Raw genomic sequence first — 15,967 nt, forward strand, 5'->3', positions numbered from 1 at the left:
GGCGGAGAAGGAAGTAGGTGCGATGGCGCTCGCGGGACCATCCGGACCGGCGATGAGTCGCGAGGACGTCGACCGTGCCCTGGCGCGGCTCGGTGACGAGCGGGAGGCGATCGAGGCGTCCCTGCTGGCGCTCCAGGACCACTCCGGCCGCAGGCTGCTGGAGGGGGCGGCGCTCACCGGCGCCACCCAGGAGCGCTGGGCCGCGGCCGACCAGGCCGTCTCGTTGCTGTGGGCGCACTTCGACGCCTACACCGACGCGCTCACCAGCGCCCGGGCGCTGCGTTCGCGCCGCCGCTGGCCCACCCAGAGCGAGCTGCGGGAGCTGACGGAGCTGCTGCGCGGCTCCGGTGTCACGGTCTCGGGCGGTACGGTCCCGGAGGCAGCCCGCGGGCTGACGGGCCCTGCCCGGCTGAGCGAACAGCTCAGCCTGGAACAGCTGCTGGCGCGGATGAACGACTGGTACGCGCAGGTGCTGGACGTGGTCTCGGCGGCCGACGCGGTATGGTCGGCGCTGCCGGCGCGCATCGACCTGCTCACCGTGGAGGCCCAGCGGGTCCGTTCGCTCGCCGAGTCCGTCGGGGTGCGCCCCGGCACCCACCCCTCCGGTGACGATCTGGAGGAACTGCTCGCCTCGCTCGCCGCGTTGCGCGCGCAGGTCGTCTCCGACCCGCTGCTGTTCTGGACCGCGGGACGGCCCGACACCGGGCGCTACGACCGGGCGGGCCGCGCGCTGGAGGACATACGCCGCGAGGTCGAGGCCGTCCTGCACGTGCGGGACGACGCCGACCACCGGATGATGCGGCTGCGGGACGTGCTCTCGCGCGCCGACCGGACGCTCACCGAGGCGCGCAGCGCCCGCGTCGAGGTGCTCGCGAAGATCGCCGCGTCGGAGGTGCCGGCGGTGAGCGGTGCGCCGGTCGCGCTGCACGACCAGCTGACCGCCGCCGTGGAGTTCCGCAGGACCGGGCAGTGGCACCGGCTGTCCCCGCTGCTGGACGGCCTGGAGCAGCGCGCCGACGACGAGTTGCTGCGCGCCCGCGAGTCGCTGACCGCGGTCACCGCCCCGCTGGCGGTGCGCGCGGAGCTGCGCGGGCGGCTGGACGCCTACCGCGCGAAGGTGGCACGTCACGGTTTGGCGGAGGATCCGCTTCTGATGGAGCGGTACGACCACGCGCGGCGTCTTCTGTGGAGTGCGCCGTGCGATCTGCGCGCCGCGGAGGGCGCGGTGCTGCGCTATCAGCGCGCGGTGTCCGACATGCTGGTACCGGGGCAGGCGGGGCCTGCCGATCAGAGGGGGGATGGGCGATGAAGTGCCAGCGTCCGGGCTGCGACGGGACGATCGAGGACGTCGGCGGCGGTGTGCTGTTCTGCGACACCTGCGGCCTGGCGCCGGTGACGGCGGGGGGCGCCGCGGGCACCACGGGAACAGCCGCCGGATCAGGATCCGGGGCCGCCCCGGGAACGGGAACGGGAACGGGTGCGGGATCCGGGCCGGAGGGCTCGTCGGGGTCCGCCGCCTCATCCCGTTCGTCCCGTTCCTCCGGCACGTCGGGCACCTCGCGTTCCTCCCGGCGCTCGGTGTCCGGGCGGCTGTCCCGCTCCCTCAGCGGCAGCACGGTCGGCGGCACCCCGGTGTCGGTGCGCAGTTCGCGTTCCGGCTCCAGCGGCCCGACGCGCAGCAAGCTCGGCGCGGGACTGGTGGCCGTGCCGCCGATCCCGCGGCCCGACCCGGCCGCGTCGGTGCTGGAGGACCCGCAGGTCCCCGAGCGGAAGCGGTTCTGCAGCAAGGGCGAGTGCGGTGCGCCGGTCGGGCGCAGCCGCGGCGACCGCCCGGGGCGCACGGACGGTTTCTGCACCAAGTGCGGCCACCCGTACTCGTTCACGCCCAAGCTCCGGGCGGGCGACGTGGTGCACGGCCAGTACGAGGTGGTGGGCTGCCTCGCCCACGGCGGACTCGGCTGGATCTACCTGGCGGTGGACCGGGCGGTCAGCGACCGCTGGGTGGTGCTCAAGGGCTTGCTGGACACCGGCGACGAGGACGCGCTGGCGGCGGCGGTCTCCGAACGGCGCTTCCTGGCCGAGATCGAGCACCCCAACATCGTGCGGATCTACAACTTCGTCGAGCACCTCGACCCGCGCACCGGCAGCCTCGACGGCTACATCGTGATGGAGTACGTCGGCGGCAAGTCGCTCAAGGAGATCGCCAACGAGCGCCGCTCGGCGGACGGCAGGCGCGAGCCGCTCCCCGTCGACCAGGCGATCGCCTACGCCATCGAGGCGCTGGACGCGCTCGGCCACCTGCACAGCCGCAACCTGCTGTACTGCGACTTCAAGGTCGACAACGCGATCCAGACCGAGGACCGGCTGGAACTCATCGACATGGGCGCCGTCCGCCGCATGGACGACAGCGACAGCGCGATCTACGGCACCGTCGGCTACCAGGCCCCCGAGGTGCCGGAGGTCGGGCCCTCCGTCGCCTCCGACCTCTACACGGTCGCGCGCACCCTGGCGGTGCTCACCTTCGACTTCCAGGGCTACACGAACGTCTTCGTCGACAGCCTCCCCGACCCCGCCAACATCGAGGTCTTCTCGCGCTACGAGTCCTTCTACCGGCTGCTGGTACGGGCCACCGATCCCGACCCGGGGCGCCGCTTCGCCTCGGCGGAGGAGATGGCCGACCAGCTGCTGGGCGTGCTGCGCGAGGTCGTCGCCATGGGCACCGGCACGCCGCGTCCCGCACTGTCGACGCTGTTCGGGCCCGAGCTGCGCGTGGTCGACAGCGAGTTGCTGACGCCCGTCCACGGCGACGCGTCCTCGCTCGGCGGCGGCCGGACGAAGGGCAGGGCCGGTGCGATCGCCACCGGGGCCGCCCCCGCCGTCGCCGCGGCGCCCCCGATGCCCGCCCTGCCGCCGGCGAACGGCACCTACAGCCCGACGGTGGCGAGCGCCCCGTACACCGTCCCGGCGCAGCGGACCGGGTCGGCCCCGGCGGCGGGAACCGGCCTCGCGGGCCCTGCCGGTCCTGCGGTCACCCGGCTCGACGTACGGGCCGCCGCGCTGGCGCTGCCGGTGCCGCACGTGGACGCGGCCGATCCCAACGCCGGTTTCCTCGCGGGCATGGCGGCCGCCGCGCCCGCGGAACTGGTGGCGGCCCTCCAGGCGGCTCCCGCGGAGTCCACGGAGCTTCGGCTGCGCCTGGTGCGTGCCTGGCTCGACACGGCGGACGCGCGCTCCGCCACCGACGCGCTGGCCGCGCTCCAGGACGAACACGGCGACGACTGGCGGGTGGTGTGGCACCGCGGCCTGGCCGCGCTCGCCACCGGCGACCACGGGACCGCCGCCCTCGCCTTCGACGCGGTCTACGACGCCTTCCCCGGCGAGCCCGCGCCGAAGCTGGCGCTCGGCATCTGCGCCGAGGTGCTGGGGCAGCTGGACAACGCCGCCGAGTACTACCGCCTGGTGTGGACCACCGACCACAGCTACGTCAGCGCCGCCTTCGGCCTCGCCCGGGTCCAACTGGCGGCGGGCGACCGCGCGGGAGCCGTCGCGGCGCTGGAGTCGGTGCCCGAGGCGTCCATCCACTACACGGCGGCACGGGTCGCGGCGGTACGGGCGCGCCTGCGCGACCGGCCGCCGCACGAGGCGCTGCTCGGCGACCTGCGGGCCGCCGCGCAGCAGGTCGAGGACCTGCAGCGGCTGGGCCTGGACACCCGGCAGCGCGAGCAGCTGTCCACGGAGGTGCTGGGCACCGCCCTGGACTGGGTGCTCGCCGGACAGCAGGGCGACGCCGGGACCGGCTCACCGCCGCTGCTGGGCCGGGACCTCGACGAGCGCGGCCTGCGCTTCGGCCTGGAGCAGTCCTACCGGGTGCTGGCCCGCCTCGCCGACCAGGGCCGGACAAGGATCGAACTGGTGGAGCGGGCCAACCGCTTCCGCCCCCGGACGTGGGTGTAACGCCATGCCCCAGACGACCGTTTGCCCGGAGTGCGCCGAGCCTCTGGAGCCCGCCGACAAGTTCTGCGACGCCTGCGGCGCCGATCTGGCCGCCCCCCGGCGGCCGGACGGCTACCCGCTCGCGCCGCCCGCGGAGCCCGAGGCGTACGAACTCGCCCCGCCCGCGGGGGAGGCGGACACCCTCGCCTTCGGCCTCGGCACCTCGGGGCTCACCCAGGCCCGCATCGCGGACCCCCGGGTCGAGCAGCAGGGCGCCGCTCCGGCCCGGCCGCGCTGCGTGGCCTGCGAGGTCGGCGCCATCGACGCCGACGGCTACTGCGAGCACTGCGGCCACGCCCAGCCCCGCCCGCGCGACCACCAGGAGGTGGAGCTCGGCGGGGTGGCCGCGGTCACCGACCGGGGTCTGCGGCACCACCGCAACGAGGACGCCTTCGCGCTGTCCACGACCACGCTGCCGGACGGCACCGAGTCGGTCGTCGCCGTGGTGTGCGACGGCGTCTCGTCCGCGTACCGCCCCGACGACGCCTCGGAGACCGCGGCGGACGCGGCGGTGAAGGCGCTCGTGCCCTCGCTGTCGCGCGGCGTACGGCCCGAGGAGGCGATGCGCGAGGCCCTGCTGGTCGCCGCGCAGGCCGTCGCCGACCTGGCCGCCGAGACCCCCGAGGAGGAGAGCCGGCGGCACCAGAACGCGCCCGCCTGCACCTGCGTCAGCGCGGTCACCTCCGGCAAGACCTTCACCGTCGGCTGGATCGGCGACAGCCGCGCGTACTGGATCCCCGACGACCGCTCGGTCCCCGGCGCCCGGCTGACCGAGGACGACTCCTGGGCCGAGCGCATGGTCTCGCTCGGCCTGATGACCCAGGCCGAGGCGTACGCGGACGAACGGGCCCACGCCATCACCGGGTGGCTCGGCGCGGACGCGGTCGAACTGGACCCGCACACCGCTTCCTTCGAGCCGGACGGACCGGGTGTCGTGGTGGTGTGCACCGACGGACTCTGGAACTACGCGGAATCGGCCGCGGAACTCGCCTCGGTGATGCCCGGGGACGCCCGCGTCCGGCCGCTGCACTGCGCCCGCACTCTCGTCGGCGTCGCCATCGACGGCGGAGGACACGACAACATCACCGTGGCCGTGCTGCCCTTCCCGGTGGCCTGACCTCCCTCCCCCCACTCCTCAACTCGTTGATCCTTCTTCTTGGTTGACAAGCGCAAGGAGCGCACCCGATGGCCAACTTCTCCAAGTCGAACGTGCCGCAGTTCTCCGTCGACATCTACCAGAACGAGTTCCTGCCGGAGGGCGGCCGCGAGGTCAACGCGATCGTCACGGTGACCTCCACGGGCGGCGGCACCTCCGGCGGGCTGCCGCTGGCCGGCCTGGGCCCCGCCGACCTGCCCGGCAGCCGTCCCGGGGCGGCCGTGGTGATCATGGTGGACTGCTCGGGCTCCATGGACTACCCGCCCACCAAGATGCGCAGTGCCCGCGACGCGACGGCCGCGGCCGTCGACACCATCCGCGACGGGGTCGCCTTCGCGGTGGTGGCCGGCACCCACCAGGCCAAGGAGGTCTACCCGGCCGACGGGGGCCTGGCCGTCGCCGACCCGACCACCCGCCACCAGGCCAAGCAGGCGCTGCGCCGGCTCAGCGCCGGCGGCGGCACCGCGATCGGCACCTGGCTGCGGCTGGCCGACCGGCTGCTGTCCACCGCCGATGTGTCGATACGCCACGGCATCCTGCTGACCGACGGCCGCAACGAGCACGAGAAGCCGGAGGACCTGCGCGCCGCCCTCGACGCCTGCGCGGGCCGCTTCACCTGCGACGCGCGCGGCGTCGGCACCGACTGGGAGGTCAAGGAGCTGACCGGCATCGCCTCGGCACTGCTCGGCTCCGTCGACATCGTCGCCGATCCCTCCGGCCTGGAGGCGGACTTCCGGCAGATGATGGAGACCGCCATGGGCAAGGAGGTCGCGGACGTGGCCCTGCGCGTGTGGACCCCGCAGGGCGCGGAGATCCAGTACGTGAAGCAGGTGGCGCCCACCGTCGAGGACCTGACCGCCCGGCGCGCCGAGGCCGGTCCCCGGGCCGGCGACTACCCGACCGGTTCCTGGGGCGACGAGTCCCGCGACTACCACGTCAACGTGGTCGTGCCGACGGCCGGAGTGGGCCAGGAGATGCTGGCGGCCCGCATCTCGCTCGTCCAGCCGCAGCCCGACGGCACACCGCAGGTGCTCGGGCAGGGCTTGGTGCGGGCGGTGTGGACCGACGACATGGTCGCCTCCACGCGGATCAACCCGCAGGTCGCCCACTACACCGGCCAGGCGGAGCTGGCCCAGGTCATCCAGCAGGGTCTGGAGGCCCGCAAGCAGGGCGACTTCGACTCCGCGACCGCCAAGCTGGGCCGCGCGGTGCAGCTGGCCAGCGCCTCGGGCAACGAGGACACCGCGAAGCTGCTGGCCAAGGTGGTGGACGTGGTCGACGCGGCGACGGGTACTGTGCGGCTGAAGGCCAGGGTCGCGGACGCCGACGAGATGACCCTGGAGACACGTTCGACCAAGACTGTCCGTGTCAAGAAGTAACGTGGTGGGGTAAATCGGGGCGGAGGGGGAGAGAAAACGACATGTCGACTTGCCCGAACGGTCATGAGTCCGCGACGGACGACTGGTGCGAGGTGTGCGGGATGCGCATGGCCTCACCGGCGGCCTCCTCCGCCCCACCCGGCGCACCCGGCGCGCCGTCCCCCTATCCCCCGCCCCCACCGCCGTACTCGGGCGGTTACGACCCCGGCTACACCCCCGGCTCCGGCTACGGTGCGGGGAGCGGTTTCGGCGGCGGCCGGGCCTACGACCCGGACGCCACGGCGGCCGTCGAGCCCTGCCCGCACTGCGGAACGCCGCGCGAGGGCTACGCGCAGTTCTGCGAGGAGTGCCGCTACAACTTCGTCACGCACGCCGGCACGACCTTCGTCCCGCAGGCGCCGTCCGGCGGCACGGTGTCCCCGCCCTACCCGGCCGGCGGGCCCGGCATGCCGCCGTACCAGCGGTACGAGTCGTCCCTGACGCGCCCGTCGCAGGTGAACCGGCCCGCCGAGCCGCTGGAGCCGGAGTCGGTCACCGCCGGGTCCGGCGACTTCCTGCTCACCCCGCCCTCCGCGTACGAGCCCGAGGCCGCGCCCGCGGGCCCCGGCACCTGGACCGCCGTGATCGGCGCCGACCGGGAGTACTTCACGGCGATGATGGCCCGCAGCGGCCCCGAGGCCCAGGGCCTGTACTTCCCCTCCTACTCCCCCGAGCTGCGCCTGCCGCTCACGGGCCCGCAGATCACCATCGGCCGCCGCCGGCACAGCACCGGCGAGTCACCCGACATCGACCTCGCGCGGGCCCCGGAGGACCCGGGCGTCTCCCACAAGCACGCCGTGCTCGTGCGGCAGCCGGACGGCGGCTGGTCGGTGGTCGACCAGAACTCCACCAACGGCACCACGGTCAACAACGGCGAGGACTCCATCGCCCCCTTCGTGCCCGTCCCGCTGGCGGAAGGGGACCGTGTGCACGTGGGCGCGTGGACGACGATCCGGATCGTGCGCGACTGACTCCCGGCTCCGCCGGCCCGTCTGAGACCATGGGACACGTGAACGAGATTCCCCGGGGCACACTCGACCAGCAGTCGTTCTACGAGGCGGTGGGCGGCGAGCCGACCTTCCGGCGGCTCGTCCACCGCTTCTACGAGGGCGTCGCGCAGGACCCGGTCCTGCGGCCGATGTACCCCGAGGAGGACCTGGGCCCCGCCGAGGAGCGGATGACCCTCTTCCTCATGCAGTACTGGGGCGGCCCGCGCACGTACAGCGAGAACCGCGGCCACCCCCGGCTGCGGATGCGGCACGCGCCCTTCCGGGTCGACCAGGAGGCGCACGACGCCTGGCTGCGCGTGATGCGCGACGCGGTGGACGAGATCGGCCTGGAACCGGACCACGAGCGTCAGCTGTGGGACTACCTGGTCTACGCGGCCGCGTCGATGGTGAACACGCCCGGCTGACGGGACCGGAGCGCGGTCAGACGGGGCTGACCGACAGCCCCAGGCCGCTGCCGCGGCGCACCGCGACCGAGCCGTACGACGTGCGCAGCCGCAGCCACGCCCCCGCCGCCAGCAGGTCCATGGCCGGCTCCCCGCTCCCGCCCGCCGTACGCGGGGCCGGGACGGTGGCGCGTACCGGGCGCAGGAAGCCGAGGGCGTGGGCGGCGTGCACCGCCCGCAGCGGCAGGCCGGTCGCACCGAGCCGGCGGGACCAGATGTCGTCCGCCAGCGCGTCGAGCTCCGCGCGGGTGCGGTGCTCGGGCGCCAGCGCCTCGCTGCGGGTGCGGAACTCCGTCACCGCCGCGACGGCCACCGCCCGAACGTCGTCCGGCGAGGGCAGTCCCTCCAGCCGCCGCCAGCCACCGCGCGGCGGCAGCACCCCGGCCCAGGCCGGGCCGGTGACGGCGGCCGGGACGGCGAGCGTGCCCGCCTCCCCGTCGAGCCCGTCGAGCAACTGCCCGGCCGAGACGGTGGCGTCCGCCTCGTGCGCGCCGGCGAGCTCCGCCGTGCGCACGGCCACGACCCCGCCGCCGAAGGGCGGCTGGCCGAAGACCGCGAGCACCGAGCCGGACGCCTGCAACCGGACGACCGCGGCCTTGTCCCAGCGCAGCAGCCGGGCCAGGAAGACGGCGAAACCCTCCGCCTCCCTGGCCTCGGCGAGCCGCAGCGACGCCGTCATGCGGCCGCGGCCTCCTCCTTGCCGGCGCTCGCGCCGGCACTGGACGCGGCGTCGTCGAAGTACTCCTCCAGGAACGCGCGCTCCTCGGCGGTGATCCGCCGCGGCCGGCCCTCCTCGAGGTTGTACGGGACGACGATCGTGGAGGCCCGTACGTAGACGGTCTCCCCGTCCTTGATCTCGTACGCGACCGTCATCGAGGCCGCCCCCACCTTGGTCACCCAGGTCTCGACGGTCACCGGCTCGTGCCGGTGGACGAGCGGGCGCAGGTAGTCGATCTCGTGGCGGGCGATGACCGACCCGCCCGTGAACGACGCGCTGCCCTCCCCGGGCGCCAGCCGGAACATGAAGTCGACACGCGCCTCCTCCAAGTAGCGGAGGAAGACGACGTTGTTGACATGCCCGAAGGCGTCCATGTCCGACCAGCGCATCGGGCAGGGGTAGATGTGACGTGCCATCAGGCGATCAGCCCCGGGTGAGCTTCTTGTACGTGGCGCGGTGCGGACGGGCCGCGTCCGGGCCGAGCCGCTCGACCTTGTTCTTCTCGTAGGACTCGTAGTTGCCCTCGAACCAGAACCACTTGGACTCGCCCTCGTAGGCGAGGATGTGGGTGGCCACCCGGTCCAGGAACCAGCGGTCGTGGGAGACGACCACGGCGCAGCCGGGGAAGTCCAGCAGCGCGTTCTCCAGCGAGGACAGGGTCTCGACGTCGAGGTCGTTGGTCGGCTCGTCGAGGAGCAGCAGGTTGCCGCCCTGCTTGAGGGTGAGCGCCAGGTTGAGGCGGTTGCGCTCACCGCCGGAGAGCACGCCGGCGGGCTTCTGCTGGTCCGGGCCCTTGAAGCCGAAGGCGCTGACGTACGCGCGGGACGGCATCTCGACCTGGCCGACGTTGATGTAGTCCAGCTCGTCCGACACGACCGCCCAGAGGGTCTTCTTGGGGTCGATGTTGGCGCGGCTCTGGTCCACGTAGGAGATCTTGACCGTCTCGCCGACCTTGATCGAGCCGGAGTCCGGGTCCTCCAGGCCCTGGATCATCTTGAACAGCGTGGTCTTGCCGGCGCCGTTGGGGCCGATGACGCCGACGATGCCGTTGCGCGGCAGGGTGAAGGAGAGGTCGTCGATCAGGACCTTCTCGCCGAACGCCTTGGAGAGGTTGCTGACCTCGACCACGATGCTGCCCAGGCGCGGGCCCGGCGGGATCTGGATCTCCTCGAAGTCGAGCTTGCGCATCTTCTCGGCTTCGGCGGCCATCTCCTCGTAACGGGCGAGGCGCGCCTTGGACTTGGCCTGCCGGCCCTTGGCGTTGGAGCGGACCCACTCCAGCTCTTCCTTGAGCCGCTTGGCGCGCTTGGCGTCCTTCGCGCCCTCGACCTTGAGACGGGACTGCTTGGTCTCCAGGTACGTGGAGTAGTTGCCCTGGTAGGGGTAGGCGCGGCCGCGGTCGAGCTCGAGGATCCACTCGGCGACGTTGTCCAGGAAGTACCGGTCGTGGGTGATCGCCACGACGGTGCCCGCGTACTTGGCCAGGTGCTGCTCCAGCCACTGGACGGACTCGGCGTCCAGGTGGTTGGTGGGCTCGTCGAGCAGCAGCAGGTCGGGGGCCTCCAGCAGCAGCTTGCAGAGCGCGACGCGGCGCTTCTCACCACCGGAGAGGTTGGTCACCGCCCAGTCGCCGGGCGGGCAGCCGAGGGCGTCCATCGCCTGCTCCAGCTGGGCGTCCAGGTCCCAGGCGTTGGCGTGGTCCAGCTCCTCCTGCAGCTTGCCCATCTCGTCGAGCAGCGCGTCGGAGTAGTCGGTCGCCATCAGCTCGGCGATCTCGTTGAAGCGGTCCAGCTTGCCCTTGATCGGGCCCACGCCGTCCTGGACGTTCTCCAGCACGGTCTTGGACTCGTCCAGCGGCGGCTCCTGCAGCAGGATGCCGACGCTGTAGCCGGGCGAGAGGAACGCGTCACCGTTGGACGGCTGCTCCAGACCCGCCATGATCTTGAGCACCGTGGACTTACCGGCGCCGTTCGGCCCCACGACACCGATCTTCGCTCCGGGGAGGAAGCTCAAGGTGACGTCGTCGAGGATCACCTTGTCGCCGTGCGCCTTGCGCGTCTTGCGCATGGTGTAGATGAACTCAGCCAAGAGAAACCGTCCGGCAATCGATGTGTGGGCAGATACACCCCATCTTGCCGTACCGCCACCCCTCGGCGGAAACGAGTACTGCGCGGGCCTCGCGACCTGCGAACTCTCGGGGGGCACAGGCGGCCGCCCTGTCACTGTCGGTCGCCGGTGTTCGCCCTCGGGTCACCTTGCGCGGCCCAGCCGCGACGCATTTGGCTCCGTGGCGCACCCGGCGGAGTCACTCCAGCAGCAAGCGCGCCACCTGCAGGGGCGCTCGCTGCACAGCCACGCGAAGGTCCGGTCGCGCTCCAAGGCCGCGGCAGGCGATGGCTTCGTTCTCCCTGAGAGCACTGATCAGCGACGGCATACCGCGTACCTCGGCGGCATCGCCAACACGTGACCCAGGGCCCATCACCGCCATGCATCGGTGCGCCCAGGCACCGGACCAGCACGCAGGCTCTCCCGGCGCTGTCCCGCGCGGCTGGAGCCGGGAAACCCCGTCGCCACAGGTGCCGTCACCAGACACCATGGAGCCCGTGAAGGATCTGCCCCCCGGTCTGCCCCCCGCGGACTCACGCACGTGGCACAGCCGCCGATGGTGGGATCTGCTGGGGTATCTGCGTGTGCGCTCCTTGGCGAACCCGAACTGGTCACGGGACATGCCGCAGCTGATCGCGTGGTTGCGCCGTGAGCGCTCGACCGCTGTCCCCGCCGATCACGACCTCTACAACAGGGCGATCACCGCGGCTCAGGACTACGCGCGGACCCGTATCAGGCCCGAAGAGACTGAAGCCGCATGGGATCGAGTCCTCGAACCCATCGACGAGTTGCTGACGCGGCGGCAGGCAAGGCACATCGGCGCGGTCCGCACGTCGCGCAGATTCGGCTGAGTGCTTCCGGTAGTTCGGGGGCATCGTCCATCAAGAGCATCGGGGCCACGGGTCAGTCCAGCGGATCCGGCCACTCGCGGGCGGGCAGTACGTCGCGGAGCTTGGCCGTCCTGGTGCGTCCGAGAACCACTTCCGCCTCCAGGTTCGCCGGGGCGTTCCGGCGCAGGAACACCCGGCACCGGCCGCACAGTGGCAGGACGTGCAGGATCCCCTCGTCGTTGCGCCACACGGCCACGACCTCGACAATCCGGCACTCACGGCCGGTGACCACGGCTGCGCCGGCCGCGCGCTCCGCACAGAATCCGGTTCCCGGTCCGGTGTCGATGCACGCAGCCCACGTCGCCGGACAGTCGGTCACCCTCGCTGCGGGGATTGAGCATGGCCTGCGCGGTGGTGACCAGTTCATCGTTCGACACAGTGATCACGCGGTGGAAGGTACCCGCGTCGCCATCCCCGGGTCCTCGGGTTGTCGGCGCGAGGCGCCGCTCGGGTGGAGGCTGAAGGCGGCTCGCGCCTTGTCCTCGGGGTTCGCGGCAGTGTCGCTGACGAGGCGCTCGGCCTCGGTGGTGCCCCCGGGCGGCCCGGAAGGAAGAAGCCGCGAACCGTGCCCGGAGGTCCCCATTGACAGGGTTGGCTAATCGTATTAGCTTTCAGCTAACGCAATTAGCCATTCAGGAGAGGTCATGACCGAGTACCTGGCCGTCGACGGTGGGACGATCGCCTACGAGGTGGCGGGATCGGGCCCGCTGATCGTTCTGGCGCACGGCATGGGCGACAGCCGCGCCGCCTACCGGGACGTGATACCGCCGCTCGTGGCGGCCGGATACCGGGTCGCCGCGGTCGACCTGCGCGGCTGCGGCGAGTCCAGCGTGGACTGGCCGGCCTGGAGCCGCACCGCCATCGCCGGCGACCTGCTCGCCGTGATCCGGCACCTGGGCGGACCCGCCGTGCTCGTCGGCCACTCGATCTCCGGCGGGGCCGCCACCATCGCCGCGGCGCAGGAGCCCTCGCGCGTGACCGCTGTCGTCGAGTTGGCGCCGTTCACCCGCAAGCAGTCCGTCCGCCTCGGCGACCTGCGGGTGAAGCGCTTCCGGCAGGGCATGCTGCGCTTGATCGGCACCGGCCTGTTCGGCAGCGTGCCGCTGTGGCGGTCCTACCTCGACGTGGCCTACCCCGGCGTGAAGCCGGCCCACTGGGCCGAGCGGCTGGACCGCGTCGACTCGCTGCTGCGCGAGCCGGGCCGGATGAAGGCCCTGCAGGGCATGGGCCGCGGCACCCCGGCCGACGCCGGCGCGCAACTCGGCAACGTCCAGAGCCCGGTCCTGGTCGTCATGGGCTCGCTCGACCCCGACTGGGCCGACCCGGCCGCCGAGGGGGCGGCGATCGTCGACGCCCTGCCCTCCGGCCTCGGCCGGCTGGAGATGGTCGAGGGCGCGGGGCACTACCCCCACGACCAGTTCCCCGACCAGGTCGTCGCCCTCGTGCTCGCCTTCCTCGAGTCGGCCGCCCGTGCCTAGGGCCGGCCTGGACCAGGCGACCGTGGTCGCGGCGGGTGCCGTGCTCGCCGACGAGGTGGGCATCGCCAACCTGACGATGGGGCTGCTGGCCGAGCGGCTGGGCGTGCGCACCCCGTCCCTCTACAAGCACGTGGGCGGCCAGGAGGACCTCAACCGGCGGATCGCGGCACTGGCGTTGACCGAGGCCGCCGACGCTGTCGGCAGTGCCGTCCAGGGGTACGCGGGCCGTGACGCCCTCGCGGCGGCGGCGCGTTCCTTCCGCGCCTTCATCCTCCGGCATCCCGGCCGGTACGGCGCGACGATCGGCATGGAACCGTCCGGCCCCGACGATCCGCTGACCCCCGCGAGTCAGCGCCTGCTCAAACCGCTCCAAGCGGTTCTGCGCGGCTACGACGTGGAGGACGCGGACGTGGACCATGCCCTGCGCATGCTCCGCAGCCTCTTTCACGGCTTCGCGACGTTGCAGGCGGCCAACAGCTTCCAGTGGAGCACCGACATCGACGAGAGCTTCGAGTGGCTGATCACCTTCACCGACCGGGGCCTGCGCGCGATGGTGTAGGCCGACAAGAACCGGGGCAGCTAACGCCCCGGCAGGCCGAAGGCGGCGCGGGCCTTGGTCTCGGGGTCGGTCAGGTAGGCGGTGGAGTCGCCGAGGAGGCGTTCGGCCTCCGCGGCGCCTCCGGCGGAGAACTGCGCCGCCGCCCAGGAGGAGGAGTCCCCGTCGGGCTCCCACGAGACGTCGCTCACCCGGGCGGGCGCCGTGGCCGGGGACACCGTCAGCGCCCCCGCCACGATCCCCGCGTCGAACGTCCTCACACCCGCGCCGTGCCGCGAGAAGTGCCCGCACCAGGCGACCACCCCCACCCGCAGGCCGTCTCCCGCGGGACGGATCTCGATGATGTGCTCCGTGCAGAAGCCGCGCGGCGCGGGTCCGCTCTCGTCGGGGAAGTCGTCACCGCCGAGCGGTCCCCCCAGGGGTTCCGTGAGCAGGTAGCGGTCCACCGCCGGGAGCACCGCCCGTTCCAGCGCGGGGTCGACGCGCGGCGCTGCCGGTGTCGCCTCTTCCGCGTAGAGAAGCGTCCCGGCCACAGCCCCGACCGCGATGATCCCCAGCACGGCCCACGGCCGCCGTCTGTGTCCCTTGCCCATGGTGTGCGTCCCCTGCCCGTCGCGTCGTTGTGCCGAAGGCTACGGACGCCGCCCCCGAGGGGAAGGTTCCGGGGGCGCCGGGCAAAACCCAGGGGGCGGAGGTCGGTGACCTCCGCCCCCTGGGGGTGGGACTACGGCCGGAGCCGGTCAGTCAGTTCACTCGGCGGGAGCGGCCGGCTTCTTCTTCCGGAGGAAGAAGACCGCGGCGCCGCCGATGACGACCAGCGCGATCGCGATGCCCGCGATGATCGGGGTGGCGCTGCTGGAGCCGGTCTCGGCGAGGTCGCCGCCGGTGGTGGAGCCGGTGTCAGTGGTGCCCTCGCTGGAGCCGCCGACCGAGGCCGGGCTGGGCGAGGAGGACGGGGTGGTGGTGCCGCCGGTGCCGGCGGTGTCGCAGTCGAGGACGCCCTCGAAGGTCTTCTCGAAGCCGTTCGGGCCCGTGATGGTGATCTTGTAGGCCTGGTCCTCGTCCACCGGCACGGTCACGGTCTCGGACTTGCCGGCCTCGATCGTGTACTCCTTGCCGGACAGCGTGAAGGTGAACGGCTGGTCGCCCTCGTTGGTGGCGGTGACGTCGACGCCGTTCTTGTCGCAGTCGACCTCGGCGGAGACCGCCGGGATCGGGCCCTTGGCGGCCCAGGTGCCGGTCGCCGAGGCGGTGACGGTGCTGTCGCTGGAGCCCGCCAGGATCTGCACCTGCGTGGTGGTGTCGATGCCGGTGAAGGCACGGCCGACCGGGAGCTTGGTGTTGGCGGAGGCCGTCAGGGACGTGGTGCCGTCCGGGGTGCCGGCCGCGACGTCGAAGTACAGCGCGTCGCCGTCCTTGGCGGTGCTGACCTCCTTGCCGTCCTTGTCGGTGATCTTCACACCGGCGGGCGTGCTCGGCGCCGGGCTCACCGTGACGGTGGCGGCGTTGGTGTGCACGGTGATCGGACCGAGCAGGTCCCCGGCCTTGCCGGAGACGGCGGGCGGGTCGAGGGTCAGCGAGGCCGCCGGCTCGTCGAGGGTCTGCGCGTTCTTGCCCAAGTAGTCGGCCAGCTCCTCCGCGACGGGGTTCACCGCGTCGACGTCGGCGTTGTCCGAGAAGCGCCAGATGGCGACCTGGGTGCCGGCGGCGGCGAGCTGCGGCGTGAGGTCACCGCTGAGGCCGGCCGCGGACTTGAGCGCCGCCAGGTCGTTCACCTGCGGGTACGAGTGCTGCAGGATCCAGTTGATCTTGCCGGCGTTCGAGTTGTTGTGCAGGCTCGACTGGTCCCAGGAGACTTCCTTGTAACCGGCCTTGCCCTGGGTGGGGTTGTGGATGTCGATGCAGTACGTCTGGATCGTGCCGCCACCGTCGACGGTCATCTCGAAGAGGCCCGCGGAGACCTTCTCGTCCTTGCCGTGGTCGTGGATGACGGCCTTGTCGAAGGTCTTCAGATCGCCGAGCGTGGCCTTGGCGCCCGCGGTGGGGGTCGCGTCGTCCGCCGCAGCGGACCCGGCGCCGGCCATGGAACCGACCGCAATGAGGCCGGAGGCCACTATCGCGGCGGCAAGACGGGCAGTTCCCCGCCTCCGTACAGTGAACATGAATTTCCCCTCCGGGCGAGGCCGGTCGTGGGGCACG

General features: G+C 72.6%; 16 protein-coding genes. 9 read left to right on the plus strand and 7 right to left on the minus strand.

Annotated features, from left to right (window positions below):
• Positions 1-22: 22 nt before the first annotated feature.
• From ACIP64_RS07760 to ACIP64_RS07785, 6 genes are all read left to right on the plus strand, one after another.
• Entirely contained in the window at positions 23-1,309 is a 1,287-nt protein-coding gene (locus ACIP64_RS07760; protein WP_401582878.1) for a hypothetical protein, read from the plus strand.
• Positions 1,306-3,954: a tetratricopeptide repeat protein gene (locus ACIP64_RS07765; protein WP_401582880.1), complete on the plus strand. Its 2,649-nt coding sequence runs from the start codon at positions 1,306-1,308 to the stop codon at positions 3,952-3,954. The genes ACIP64_RS07760 and ACIP64_RS07765 overlap by 4 nt, the downstream gene beginning before the upstream one ends.
• Positions 3,955-3,958: 4 nt before the next feature.
• Entirely contained in the window at positions 3,959-5,110 is a 1,152-nt protein-coding gene (locus tag ACIP64_RS07770) for a PP2C family serine/threonine-protein phosphatase (RefSeq protein ID WP_401582882.1), read from the plus strand.
• A gap of 68 nt (positions 5,111-5,178) precedes the next feature.
• Positions 5,179-6,528 (plus strand): VWA domain-containing protein, encoded by a 1,350-nt coding sequence (locus ACIP64_RS07775; protein ID WP_401582884.1) that lies wholly within the window; start codon positions 5,179-5,181, stop codon positions 6,526-6,528.
• Positions 6,529-6,569: 41 nt separating this feature from the next.
• Entirely contained in the window at positions 6,570-7,538 is a 969-nt protein-coding gene (locus tag ACIP64_RS07780) for an FHA domain-containing protein (protein ID WP_401582886.1), read from the plus strand.
• A 29-nt stretch (positions 7,539-7,567) separates the two neighbouring features.
• Entirely contained in the window at positions 7,568-7,981 is a 414-nt protein-coding gene (locus ACIP64_RS07785) for a globin (protein ID WP_401582888.1), read from the plus strand.
• Positions 7,982-7,997: 16 nt separating this feature from the next.
• Here ACIP64_RS07785 and ACIP64_RS07790 read toward each other — a convergent pair whose 3' ends face one another.
• Genes ACIP64_RS07790 through ettA form a run of 3 tightly spaced genes read right to left on the minus strand, consistent with a single transcriptional unit; the run spans position 7,998 to position 10,826 of the window.
• Positions 7,998-8,699 (minus strand): hypothetical protein, encoded by a 702-nt coding sequence (locus ACIP64_RS07790; protein ID WP_401582889.1) that lies wholly within the window; start codon positions 8,697-8,699, stop codon positions 7,998-8,000.
• Positions 8,696-9,154 carry an acyl-CoA thioesterase gene (locus ACIP64_RS07795; protein ID WP_401582891.1) on the minus strand — a complete coding sequence of 153 codons (459 nt, stop codon included), beginning with the start codon at positions 9,152-9,154 and terminating at the stop codon, positions 8,696-8,698. Before ACIP64_RS07795 ends, ACIP64_RS07790 begins: the two co-directional genes overlap by 4 nt.
• 7 nt (positions 9,155-9,161) lie before the next feature.
• Positions 9,162-10,826: an energy-dependent translational throttle protein EttA gene (ettA, locus tag ACIP64_RS07800; protein ID WP_360905888.1), complete on the minus strand. Its 1,665-nt coding sequence runs from the start codon at positions 10,824-10,826 to the stop codon at positions 9,162-9,164.
• 515 nt (positions 10,827-11,341) lie between these two features.
• On the opposite strand from ettA, the gene ACIP64_RS07805 reads away from it, so the two are divergent.
• On the plus strand, positions 11,342-11,695 hold the full coding sequence (locus tag ACIP64_RS07805; protein WP_401582893.1) for a hypothetical protein: 354 nt from the start codon (positions 11,342-11,344) through the stop codon (positions 11,693-11,695).
• A gap of 52 nt (positions 11,696-11,747) precedes the next feature.
• On the opposite strand, the gene ACIP64_RS07810 is transcribed toward ACIP64_RS07805, so the two are convergent.
• Positions 11,748-11,930 carry a hypothetical protein gene (locus ACIP64_RS07810; RefSeq protein WP_401582894.1) on the minus strand — a complete coding sequence of 61 codons (183 nt, stop codon included), beginning with the start codon at positions 11,928-11,930 and terminating at the stop codon, positions 11,748-11,750.
• A 19-nt stretch (positions 11,931-11,949) separates the two neighbouring features.
• Positions 11,950-12,120 (minus strand): hypothetical protein, encoded by a 171-nt coding sequence (locus tag ACIP64_RS07815; RefSeq protein WP_401582896.1) that lies wholly within the window; start codon positions 12,118-12,120, stop codon positions 11,950-11,952.
• A gap of 258 nt (positions 12,121-12,378) precedes the next feature.
• Between ACIP64_RS07815 and ACIP64_RS07820 the strand changes: the two genes are divergently transcribed.
• Entirely contained in the window at positions 12,379-13,212 is an 834-nt protein-coding gene (locus ACIP64_RS07820) for an alpha/beta fold hydrolase (RefSeq protein WP_401582898.1), read from the plus strand.
• A gap of 22 nt (positions 13,213-13,234) precedes the next feature.
• Positions 13,235-13,771, plus strand: a complete 537-nt coding sequence (locus ACIP64_RS07825; RefSeq protein ID WP_401583208.1) for a TetR/AcrR family transcriptional regulator — start codon at positions 13,235-13,237, stop codon at positions 13,769-13,771.
• A 20-nt stretch (positions 13,772-13,791) separates the two neighbouring features.
• Here the strand turns inward: ACIP64_RS07825 and ACIP64_RS07830 are convergent, their stop codons facing one another.
• Together ACIP64_RS07830 and ACIP64_RS07835 are read right to left on the minus strand one after the other, a co-directional pair.
• Complete coding sequence (locus tag ACIP64_RS07830; protein WP_401582900.1) at positions 13,792-14,361, minus strand: hypothetical protein; 570 nt, start codon at positions 14,359-14,361, stop codon at positions 13,792-13,794.
• A gap of 156 nt (positions 14,362-14,517) precedes the next feature.
• Positions 14,518-15,930, minus strand: coding sequence for an LAETG motif-containing sortase-dependent surface protein (locus tag ACIP64_RS07835; RefSeq protein ID WP_401582901.1), 1,413 nt, complete (start codon positions 15,928-15,930; stop codon positions 14,518-14,520).
• Positions 15,931-15,967: the final 37 nt, after the last annotated feature.

This window comes from Streptomyces sp. NPDC088733 (genome assembly GCF_044751185.1).
Taxonomy (GTDB): domain Bacteria; phylum Actinomycetota; class Actinomycetes; order Streptomycetales; family Streptomycetaceae; genus Actinacidiphila.

Coding starts and splice junctions, on each gene's coding strand:
- ACIP64_RS07760 (WP_401582878.1), top strand. CDS start 23: ATGGCGCTCGCGGGACCATCCGGACCGGCGATGAGTCGCGAGGACGTC.
- ACIP64_RS07765 (WP_401582880.1), top strand. CDS start 1,306: ATGAAGTGCCAGCGTCCGGGCTGCGACGGGACGATCGAGGACGTCGGC.
- ACIP64_RS07770 (WP_401582882.1), top strand. CDS start 3,959: ATGCCCCAGACGACCGTTTGCCCGGAGTGCGCCGAGCCTCTGGAGCCC.
- ACIP64_RS07775 (WP_401582884.1), top strand. CDS start 5,179: ATGGCCAACTTCTCCAAGTCGAACGTGCCGCAGTTCTCCGTCGACATC.
- ACIP64_RS07780 (WP_401582886.1), top strand. CDS start 6,570: ATGTCGACTTGCCCGAACGGTCATGAGTCCGCGACGGACGACTGGTGC.
- ACIP64_RS07785 (WP_401582888.1), top strand. CDS start 7,568: ATGGGACACGTGAACGAGATTCCCCGGGGCACACTCGACCAGCAGTCG.
- ACIP64_RS07790 (WP_401582889.1), bottom strand. CDS start 8,699: ATGACGGCGTCGCTGCGGCTCGCCGAGGCCAGGGAGGCGGAGGGTTTC.
- ACIP64_RS07795 (WP_401582891.1), bottom strand. CDS start 9,154: ATGGCACGTCACATCTACCCCTGCCCGATGCGCTGGTCGGACATGGAC.
- ACIP64_RS07820 (WP_401582898.1), top strand. CDS start 12,379: ATGACCGAGTACCTGGCCGTCGACGGTGGGACGATCGCCTACGAGGTG.
- ACIP64_RS07830 (WP_401582900.1), bottom strand. CDS start 14,361: ATGGGCAAGGGACACAGACGGCGGCCGTGGGCCGTGCTGGGGATCATC.
- ACIP64_RS07835 (WP_401582901.1), bottom strand. CDS start 15,930: ATGTTCACTGTACGGAGGCGGGGAACTGCCCGTCTTGCCGCCGCGATA.